The organism is Paraburkholderia mimosarum LMG 23256 = NBRC 106338 (genome assembly GCF_000739815.1).
GTDB lineage: Bacteria > Pseudomonadota > Gammaproteobacteria > Burkholderiales > Burkholderiaceae > Paraburkholderia > Paraburkholderia mimosarum.
The window spans coordinates 65,199-73,781 of sequence record NZ_BBJJ01000038.1 but is presented as its reverse complement, the minus strand read 5'-3'; the positions used below and the strand labels follow the sequence as shown (position 1 = coordinate 73,781).

Annotated in this window: 7 protein-coding genes and 1 pseudogene; 2 read left to right on the top strand and 6 right to left on the bottom strand. The window is 65.4% G+C overall.

What is annotated here, in order from left to right:
* Positions 1 to 60 precede the first annotated feature (60 nt).
* Together BMI01S_RS24250 and BMI01S_RS24245 are read right to left on the bottom strand one after the other, a co-directional pair.
* Positions 61 to 861 (bottom strand): MetQ/NlpA family lipoprotein, encoded by an 801-nt coding sequence (locus BMI01S_RS24250; RefSeq protein WP_238327996.1) that lies wholly within the window; start codon positions 859 to 861, stop codon positions 61 to 63.
* A gap of 228 nt (positions 862 to 1,089) precedes the next feature.
* Positions 1,090 to 1,914 carry a phosphate/phosphite/phosphonate ABC transporter substrate-binding protein gene (locus tag BMI01S_RS24245; RefSeq protein WP_028233134.1) on the bottom strand — a complete coding sequence of 275 codons (825 nt, stop codon included), beginning with the start codon at positions 1,912 to 1,914 and terminating at the stop codon, positions 1,090 to 1,092.
* 176 nt (positions 1,915 to 2,090) lie between these two features.
* Here BMI01S_RS24245 and BMI01S_RS24240 point away from each other — a divergent pair, with 176 nt between their 5' ends.
* On the top strand, positions 2,091 to 3,053 hold the full coding sequence (locus tag BMI01S_RS24240) for a fatty acid desaturase (RefSeq protein WP_042290849.1): 963 nt from the start codon (positions 2,091 to 2,093) through the stop codon (positions 3,051 to 3,053).
* A 6-nt stretch (positions 3,054 to 3,059) separates the two neighbouring features.
* On the opposite strand, the gene BMI01S_RS24235 is transcribed toward BMI01S_RS24240, so the two are convergent.
* Positions 3,060 to 4,223, bottom strand: a complete 1,164-nt coding sequence (locus tag BMI01S_RS24235; RefSeq protein WP_028233135.1) for an epoxide hydrolase family protein — start codon at positions 4,221 to 4,223, stop codon at positions 3,060 to 3,062.
* 108 nt (positions 4,224 to 4,331) lie between these two features.
* Between BMI01S_RS24235 and BMI01S_RS43175 the strand changes: the two are divergent.
* Positions 4,332 to 4,478 (top strand): annotated as a pseudogene (locus BMI01S_RS43175) (substrate-binding domain-containing protein); the annotation flags it as partial.
* A 103-nt stretch (positions 4,479 to 4,581) separates the two neighbouring features.
* On the opposite strand, the gene tcuC reads toward BMI01S_RS43175, so the two are convergent.
* The 3 genes from tcuC to tcuA form a co-directional block, all read right to left on the bottom strand.
* Positions 4,582 to 5,898, bottom strand: coding sequence for an MFS transporter (gene tcuC, locus BMI01S_RS24230; RefSeq protein WP_028233136.1), 1,317 nt, complete (start codon positions 5,896 to 5,898; stop codon positions 4,582 to 4,584).
* Positions 5,899 to 5,966: 68 nt separating this feature from the next.
* Positions 5,967 to 7,181: a tricarballylate utilization 4Fe-4S protein TcuB gene (gene tcuB / locus BMI01S_RS24225; RefSeq protein WP_028233137.1), complete on the bottom strand. Its 1,215-nt coding sequence runs from the start codon at positions 7,179 to 7,181 to the stop codon at positions 5,967 to 5,969.
* The gene (tcuA, locus tag BMI01S_RS24220; RefSeq protein ID WP_028233138.1) at positions 7,168 to 8,577 is read right to left on the bottom strand and encodes an FAD-dependent tricarballylate dehydrogenase TcuA; all 1,410 of its coding nucleotides are present in this window, start codon (positions 8,575 to 8,577) and stop codon (positions 7,168 to 7,170) included. Before tcuA ends, tcuB begins: the two co-directional genes overlap by 14 nt.
* Positions 8,578 to 8,583 lie beyond the last annotated feature (6 nt).

Sequence of the window (8,583 nt, the reverse complement as noted above, 5' to 3'; positions counted from 1 at the left end):
CCGACGCGAACACAAGCAAAGTCCAAAGCGGCGAGAACCGAGACAAAAACGTCCTGCGCCCTACTGCTGCGGCGCATCCTTCCACGCAGGCAGCGTCGCCCCGTGATAAACGGCGAGAATCTCGCTCGCGACATTAGCCTGCTGATAACTCTGCACGAGCGCATGCACCCACGGCGCATTGGCGTCCTTCTCGTTGACCGCAATGAAGTTGCGATACGGATTGCCCGTCACCTTCTCCTGCGCAATGCGCTCCTGAGGAATCTTGATGCCGGACTTGACGGCCCAGTCCGTGTTGACGACCGCCGCGTCAAGGTCGTCGATCGCGCGCCCGACGATGCCCGAATCGAGCTCCTTGATATGAATGTTCTTCGGATTCTTCGCGATGTCGCGCGCCGTCGGCAGCAGGCCGACGTCGGCGCGCAGCGTGATGAGCCCTTGCGCCTGCAGCAGCAGGAGCGAGCGGCCCTCGTTGCTCGGATCGTTCGGCACGCCGATGGTCGCGCCTTGCGGCAGTTCCGCCACCGACTTCACCTTGCGCGAGTAGAGCCCGATAGGCTGAACGTAGGTATAACCCACCGGCACGATCCTGTAGCCGCGCGCCTTGATCTGCGCGTCGAGATACGGCTTGTGCTGGAACGAGTTGGCATCGAGGTCGTGGGTGGACAGCGCTTCGTTGGGCTGCGTGTATTCGGAGAATGTCGTCAGCTTGACGGTGATACCCTGTTTCGCGGCATTGGCGGCGACTACGCGCCATACGTCTTCGTCTTCGCCCGACATGATGCCCACACGCACCGTCCGGTCCGCCGCGTGTGCGAGCGGCATGCCCCCGAGGCCCACGCCCAGCGCGAGCGAAGCCAGCATCGTTCCCAGCAGTGTTCTTTTCTTCATAGCGTCCATTTTTTGGTGAGTTGTGGATGAACCGATGCTAGAGAGGGCGCATGCGGCGGACAACCAATTTGTGACGGATTGCTTAGCTAGTTTCGTTGTTTTGCGCTGTGCAACGTCGTGGGCCAGGATGCAGCGGATCAGGCGCTTTCAGTCCTCCCGCTCATCGATGTTGAAGATGACGTGGACGAACCATCGCCGCATTCAACGCACTGCGGCGTAGCCCTGCTGCGCGGCGGAGTTCGCGATGTCCGCGATCTCGTCATAGGCGTCGGGGGTGAGTCTCGCAAATCCGCGCAGCCGCAGCTTGCGTGCGCGCTCGGCGTCGGCTGCGTGAGCAGCGACCAATGCATCGCGCAACGCTTCGGCGTGGTTGGCTTCGAGCGAGCGTGAAGCGATGAGCGGAAGGCCCGGCGCGGATGCCGTCATGCCGATGATGCGCAAGCCTTCCAACCGCTCCGGGTGCGCATCGCGCAACAGCGCGAGCGTCACACAGTCGATGGCGCCCATATCGGCCGTACCGCTCGCCAGCGCATGCAGCGTGGCCGCATGCGACCCGGTCCAATGTACCGATGAAAAGAACCGGCCATCGCACGCGTGCGGGGCGACGGCATGGCGCAGCGCATTCATGCCGCTGTGCGAATCGGCGCTATTGCAGGCGGCGCGCAGTCCACGGCATGCGGCCACGGTCGTCGCGCCGCGCTGCCATGCCTGCGCCGAAACGACGAGCGCGCTGCGATAGCGCGGGCCCTCGCAGCCGGGCGCGTCGAATAGCGGCGTCGCGATCAAGTGGACCGTGCGGGCGAGGCCCAGCATCCGGTACGGAAAACCGCAGGTCTGCGAAAGCAGCAGATCATTGCGGCGCCAGTGCTGGAGCAGGTCGCCCTCAGGCGCGTCCACGATCGCGACTTCGGCTGGGCCGACCGCGCGCGCGAACGCGTCCAGACAGTCGCTCAACAGCGACCGCCACGACACCGCGTGTTGCGGCGTCACGTTATACATGGGCAGGGAGGCGATCCAGGGGCTCATGGCCGCATTCTACGCCGCGGGTTGCGGCGCGCTCCAACGGCCCGTTCGCTGCGCGGGGAAATAAGCAAATGGCGATTCGTTGGTTGGCGTTGTGACTCGAACTCGTTATGGTGAAGCCTGAGTTGCATTGCTCTCCGTATGGAGTGGCCCCATCCTTCATGACGGAACAGGCGTTCATGGCCGAATACTTCGACACAGATCACGCACGCGAAATCGCGGCGCTCGGCAAGGGCTTCGCGGCACGCACGGAATGGCCCACGTGGCTGGTGATCGTCGCGATCTACGGCGGATGGTTCGGCGTGCTGCTGCTCGTGCGCACCGGCGCTCTCTCGCTTGCCGCCGCTACGCCATGGCTCGTCGTGCTGTGCGCCTGGCACATGTCGCTGCAGCATGAATTGCTGCACGGACATCCGACACGCTTAGGATGGCTGAATACGGCGCTGGGCTGGCCGCCGCTCGCTATATGGTTTCCCTTCGCGGTGTACCGCGAGAGCCACATGGCGCATCATCGCGACGAAGCGTTGACCGTGCCCGGCATCGACCCCGAAACGAACTATGTCGGCCCCGCGCAATGGGCTTGCTTGCCGCGCTGGCGGCGCGTGCTCTGGCACGCGCACAAGAGCTTCGTAGGGCGCGTGGTGATCGGCCCGCCCATGAGCGTGGCGGCGACGCTGGCCGGCGCGGGGCGGGCATGGCGAAACGGCGACTGGCGCCAGGTGCCCACGTGGCTCGCGCATGGCGCAGCCGTCGTGCTGCTGCTTTGCTGGATTCAGCGCTACGCGGGCGTGCCGTGGTGGTACTACCTCGTCGCCGTCACATGGCCTGCGCTCGGACTTGCCATGGTCCGCTCGCTCTACGAACATCGCGCGGCTTCCCATCCCAAGGCGCGCATCGCCATCAACGAGGCCGGGATCGTCATGCGGCTTCTCTATCTGAACAACAACTACCACCTCGTGCACCACGACTTGCCGCGCCTGCCGTGGTTTCAATTGCCGCGCGCCTATCGCATGCGGCGCGACGACTACCGGGAGAAGTGCGGCGGCTTCGTGATCGACGGGTACACTGCGCTGCTCAGGCGTTACGCGTGGCGAGCCACGGATGCACCCGCGCATCCGTTCGGCGACAACGCCATGTCGTGACGCTCGCTACCGGAACCGCCTGAAAAAGCGGCGCATATCGGCGGCCAGAAGGTCGGGCTCTTCCATGGCGGCGAAATGGCCGCCGCGAGGCATGTCCGTCCATTGGACGACGTCGAACACGCGTTCGAGCCATGACCTCGGCGGGTGGTTGATCTCCTTGGGAAAGCGCGCGAAGGCGACCGGCGGCAGCACGCGCTCTCCAGCAGCGAAGCGAAACGGTTGCAGCCGGTTTTCCCAATACATCTGCATCGACGTACCGATGCTTCCGGTGAACCAGTAAATCGAAAGGTTCGTCAGTAAGGTGTCCTTGGAGAAGCGGCGCTCGATCACGCCGTCACAATCGCTCCATGCGCGAAACTTCTCGCCGAACCACGCGGCCAGACCCGCCGGCGAGTCGTTGAGCGACGCGGCCGCCGTTTGCGGCTTCGTCGCGTGCATATGCGCATAGCCGCCCTCCAGCGCGGCCCATTCGGCTTTCTCGCGAAGATAGTCCTGTTCCGCCGGCGTGAACGGGGCGTTCGCCGCATCGACGGTGGGTTCGTACGAGCTCGGCAGGAAATTGAGGTGGATTCCGTCCACCGCCTGACTGTGCCGCGAAGCCAGTGCGATCGACACGCCGGCGCCGAGGTCGCCGCCCTGCGCGCCGAAGCGGTCATAGCCGAGACCTCGCATGAGCGCGGCCCACCGATCGGCCACCTGGAATGCGGAGGCGCCGGGCATTGCGGGCGCGGGCGAAAACGCGAAGCCGGGGAGCGAAGGGACGACGACATCGAACGCATCGGCGGGGTCCGCGCCGAATGCGGCGGGGTCGCAAAGGCGGTCGAGCAGCGCGTGGAATTCGACGAACGAGCCGGGCCAGCCATGCGTGATGACGAGCGGGTAGGGCTTTGGGCCCACGCCGCGCCGATGCACGAAGTGCACGCGCTGGCCGCCCGCATCGGTTGCCACGTCGGCCATGAACTGCGGTTGCTGATTTAGCTCGCGTTCGGCGGCGCGCCAGTCGAATTCGTCTGCCCACCACGCGACCAGTTCTCGCAGCCATGCAGTGTCCGCGCCCTGCTGCCATGCCGGCGCGGGCGTGGCATTCGCCCAGCGTGTGGCGCGCAGGCGCTGGCGCAGGTCGTCGATGGCGTCGTCGGGGACGTGAAGCTCGAATCGGTCGATATGCATGGTGGCTCGTCCTCAATGGAAAACCAGAGTGCCGCCCATTATGGGCGAACTCGCGGGCGTGCACGGCACGGTCGCGGCGGTGTCGCGGTGTCGCGGTGACGCGGTGACGTGGACGTGATCGGGCCGTTGCCCGCCGGCGCCCAACTGGTGACGGTCTTTTCCGCGGCGATCTGCGCGGTGTCGCAGCGGCGGCAGGCCGCCGCCGGCTTCCTTGCATTCCTTGCCTCGGATCGCACCGAGGCGACCAAGCGGGCGTTCGGCATGGAGCCGGCAGGCGCGGCAGACCTGCGCCAGGAGGTAACTGCGGCAAGGGAAAAGCAGCAGCTCGCGCGCGCGGTAGCCGCCGCGCGAGTCGCGTTCAGGCGAGCGACGCGGACCGCTCGGCCGCGCCGCCCCGGCGATACAGCGCGAGGGTGGCGACGAGCCCGCATGCCGCGGCGAAGCTCAGCCAGTAGCCCGGCGCGGCCTTGTCGCCGGTGATCTCGATGAGATACGTCGAGACGGCGGGCGTGAAGCCTCCGAACACCGCGGTGGCGAGACTGAACGCAAGCGAGAAACCGGCCACGCGGACGCTGGCGGGCATGACTTCGGTGAGCGCTGCGACCATCGCGCCGTTGTACATGCCGAAAAAGAACGAGAGCCACAGCAGCACGATGAGCATGCGGCCGAAGGTCGGCGCCGACGCGAGCCAGGAGAGCGCCGGATACGACGTGCAGATGGCGAGCACGGTGATGGCGATGAGAATCGGCCTGCGCCCGATGCGGTCCGAGAGCGCACCTCCGACAGGCAGCCAGAAGAAGTTCGAGACGCCCACGCAGAGCGTGACGATCAGGCTGTCCGCCGTAGTGAGCTTCAGAACGGCTTTGCCGAAGGTCGGCGTATAGACCGTGATGAGGTAGAACGTGGTGGTGGTCATGGCGACCAGCAGCATGCCCGCGAGCACCGTCCGCCAGTTTTGCAGCATCGTAGCGAACACCTCGCGCGCACGCGGATGGTGAGTACGCGCCTTGAATTCGTCGGTCTCCTGGAGCTTGCTTCGCAGTACGAAGATGACCGGCACGATCGCGCAGCCGACGAAGAACGGAATGCGCCAACCCCATGCGCCGATCTGGCTGGCCGTCAGCAGATGATTGAGCAGATAGCCAAGGGCAGCCGCGACGACGATTGCGACCTGCTGGCTCGCCGACTGCCAGCTCGTATAGAAGCCCTTGCGCTGCGGCGTCGCGATCTCCGCGAGATAGACGGAAACGCCGCCCAGCTCGGCGCCGGCGGAAAACCCTTGCAGCAAGCGCCCGAGAAGCACGAGCGCGGGTGCCAGGAGTCCGATCGTCGCGTATCCGGGCACGCAGGCGATCAGGATCGTGCCGCTCGCCATGATCGAGAGTGTGACGATCAACCCTTTGCGGCGGCCCACTTCGTCGATGTACGCGCCGAGCACGATCGCGCCGAGCGGACGCATGAGGAAGCCCGCGCCGAACACGGCGAACGTCAGCATCAGTGAGGCGAACTCGCTCGTGGACGGAAAGAAGATGTGCGAGATCGAGGTCGCATAGAAGCCGAAAAGAAAGAAGTCGAACTGCTCCAGAAAGTTGCCGCTGGTCACGCGCAGGACTGCGCCGAACTTCGACGTTCGACCGTGCGCGCTATCCCCGGCCTTGAGCGATGAGGAACGCATGAGTTGTCTCCATGAATGTGTTATGTGAGTGCGGCGGCCCGTCGAACGTGCAGCCGTCACGACTGCAGTCAATCCGCGCCGGCTTGCAGGCGAGTGGTCTGCCGCTTTTCGATCGATGACTTGACGAGCGCGGCACAGCGATAGATCCCGTGGGCGAATTTGCCGTAGGGCAGCGTGGCAAAGAGCGCCATCACGACGCCGAGGTGCACGGCCAGCAGCCAGGCCATCGCGGCGGTGTCGCGCCACGCGAGGAGCGCGAGACCGGAGGCGCTCGTCAGGAGCAGCAGCGCGATGAAGCCGCGGTCCATCGGACGCTGCTTGGGATCTCCGCGGTTCGGGTCGCGACGCAGGTTGAGCCAGAGCAGGCCCGCCGGCCCGACGAGCAAGCCGGCTCCACCGGCCGTGCCGAGCATCACGGGAAGACTGAACAGCGGGTAGGGCGCGTGCAGGTCGAGCGCGTAGTGATAGAACGTGGCCACCACCGTCGCTGCGAAGCACAGCATGAAGCCATAGAACGTCAAATGATGGAAACGCCGGCGCGCGAGTGTGAACGCATCGTCCGACTCGTTGCAGCCGTCGCCGTGGCCGCCGTCGAGATACGTCAGGGTGAGCGCGTGCTTCGAGGCCTCGGCGAGGGCCGGGGCGCTGGCCGTTCCCGCCGACACGTCACGCCAGAATCGCGACACGCCGATTCCGAGCGCGAGCATCGCGAAGCCGAAGACAGCGCCGAACATCGCTGCGAGCAGGTTATGCGGGAAAACCGCATAGAAGTTGCCGCCTGATGGGCCCGCGAACAGCGAACCCTTGAACGCGATACCCAGCGCGAGAAAGAGGGCGAGTCCGATTGCGAGCGCAAGCGCGAGGGTCAATCCGTTGCGCTTGTACAGCGCACCCATCGGCGACGGCCACGCATACTCGGTATAGGTTTCGAGGCGGACCTTGGCCATCGCCTGCGGCACGTTCACGGCGAACTCGTGTGGCGGCGCATACTGGCATGCGTGATAGCACGCGCCGCAGTTATGGCACAGATTGGCAAGGTAATTGACGTCGGCCTTGGCGAATTCGAGGCGCCGCGTCATCGCCGGAAAGACGGCGCAGAATCCTTCGCAGTAACGGCAGGCATTGCAGATCTGCATCTGCCGTGCGACTTCCGTTTCGTTCTGCGTGAGCGGGAGCACGCGGATTATCGATGTCGCCGATCCGCTCGCGGCGCCGCGGGGGACGGCGATGGAAGGCGAGGCAAGTTCCCGCGCCTCGCGGGCAAGTGCTTCAAGCTTCTGCACGTTGAACTCCAGTGTGATGAGCGGCGGCCATCGCGGCCCGTGTGCCGGCAATGCGTCCGAATGCGGTGCCGATCGACATGCCCACGCCGGCCGTATAACCCTTGCCGAGCACGTTGCCGGCCATCATTTCTCCGGCTACGAAAAGGTTCTCGCTCGGGCGTCCGCCGAAATGCACCTGGGCGTGTTCGTTCACCTTGAGTCCCAGGTAGGTGAACGTGATGCCCGGCCGCAATGCATAGCCGAAGAAGGGGGCGGTATCGATGGGCCGCGCCCAGTGGGTTTTCGCTGGCGTGAGGCCTTCGGTCCGGCAGTCATCGAGTGCCGTGTGATCGAATGTGCCGGCGCGGCAAGCGGCGTTATAGGCGCGGATCGTTTCGACGAACGCCGCTTCGGGCAGGTCCAGTTGACGCGCCAGTTCATTCAGCGAATCGGCCTTCGCGCCTGGGAAAACGGGAGGCATGAAACGGCCGACGGCCTTCGCGTCGATGATCGAGTAGCCGATCTGGCCCGGCTGCTGGGCGACGAGCCGCCCCCAGATCGCATAGCGTTTCGGCCAGAAGTCTTCGCCCTCGTCGTAAAAGCGCTGTGCGTCGCGATTGACGACCACGCCGAGCGACACGCAGTCGATCCGCGTGCAGATGCCGCCATCGTAGAGCGGCGCGCGGGCGTCGATGGCGACGCAGTGCGATTGCGACGGATCGCCGATCGTGTCCGCGCCCGACTCGATCATGTGCTTGAGCAGCACGCCCTGATTGAAGCGCGTGCCGCGAATGAGAAAGTTGTCGGCGGGCCATTCGCCGCGCTCGTTTTGTCCCCACGCTTCGCGCAGCCATTCGCGATTCGATTCGAATCCGCCGGCCGCGAGCACGCAGGCGCGCGCCTCGAAGCGCTGGCCGCCGCTGTGCGCCGCGACGAAGCGGTCTGCGTCGAGTTCGATTGCGTCGACAGGCGTGTCGTAGCGGATCTGGACCCCGAGCGCTTCGGCGCTGCGGTAGTAGGCGTTCACGAGCGCCTTGCCGCCGCCCATGAAGAACGCATTGGTTCGCGCCACGTGCAGCGCACCGGATAGCGGCGGCTGAAAGCGCACGCCGTGCTTGTGCATCCAGGGACGGCACGTCGACGATGCCCGTATCACGAGTCGCGCGAGCGCCTCATTCGTGAGACCGCCGGTCACCTTGAGCAGGTCTTGCCAATATTCCTCTTCGGGATACGCGTCGACCAGCACGTCTTGCGGCGCGTCGTGCATGCAGCGCAGATTTCGGGTGTGCTGGGAGTTTCCGCCGCGCCACGCCTTCGGTGCCGATTCGAGAAGCAGCACCGACGCACCGGCTTCGCGAGCCATCAACGCGGCGCACAGCGCGGCATTGCCTCCGCCGATTACAAGAACGTCGACCATCTGAGT

What these genes read in the sequence shown, in the direction of transcription:
- BMI01S_RS24250 (WP_238327996.1), bottom strand. Translation starts at nt 861, where the DNA reads ATGCTGGCTTCGCTCGCGCTGGGCGTGGGCCTCGGGGGCATGCCGCTC.
- BMI01S_RS24245 (WP_028233134.1), bottom strand. Translation starts at nt 1,914, where the DNA reads ATGAGCCCCTGGATCGCCTCCCTGCCCATGTATAACGTGACGCCGCAA.
- BMI01S_RS24240 (WP_042290849.1), top strand. Translation starts at nt 2,091, where the DNA reads ATGGCCGAATACTTCGACACAGATCACGCACGCGAAATCGCGGCGCTC.
- BMI01S_RS24235 (WP_028233135.1), bottom strand. Translation starts at nt 4,223, where the DNA reads ATGCATATCGACCGATTCGAGCTTCACGTCCCCGACGACGCCATCGAC.
- tcuC (WP_028233136.1), bottom strand. Translation starts at nt 5,898, where the DNA reads ATGCGTTCCTCATCGCTCAAGGCCGGGGATAGCGCGCACGGTCGAACG.
- tcuA (WP_028233138.1), bottom strand. Translation starts at nt 8,577, where the DNA reads ATGGTCGACGTTCTTGTAATCGGCGGAGGCAATGCCGCGCTGTGCGCC.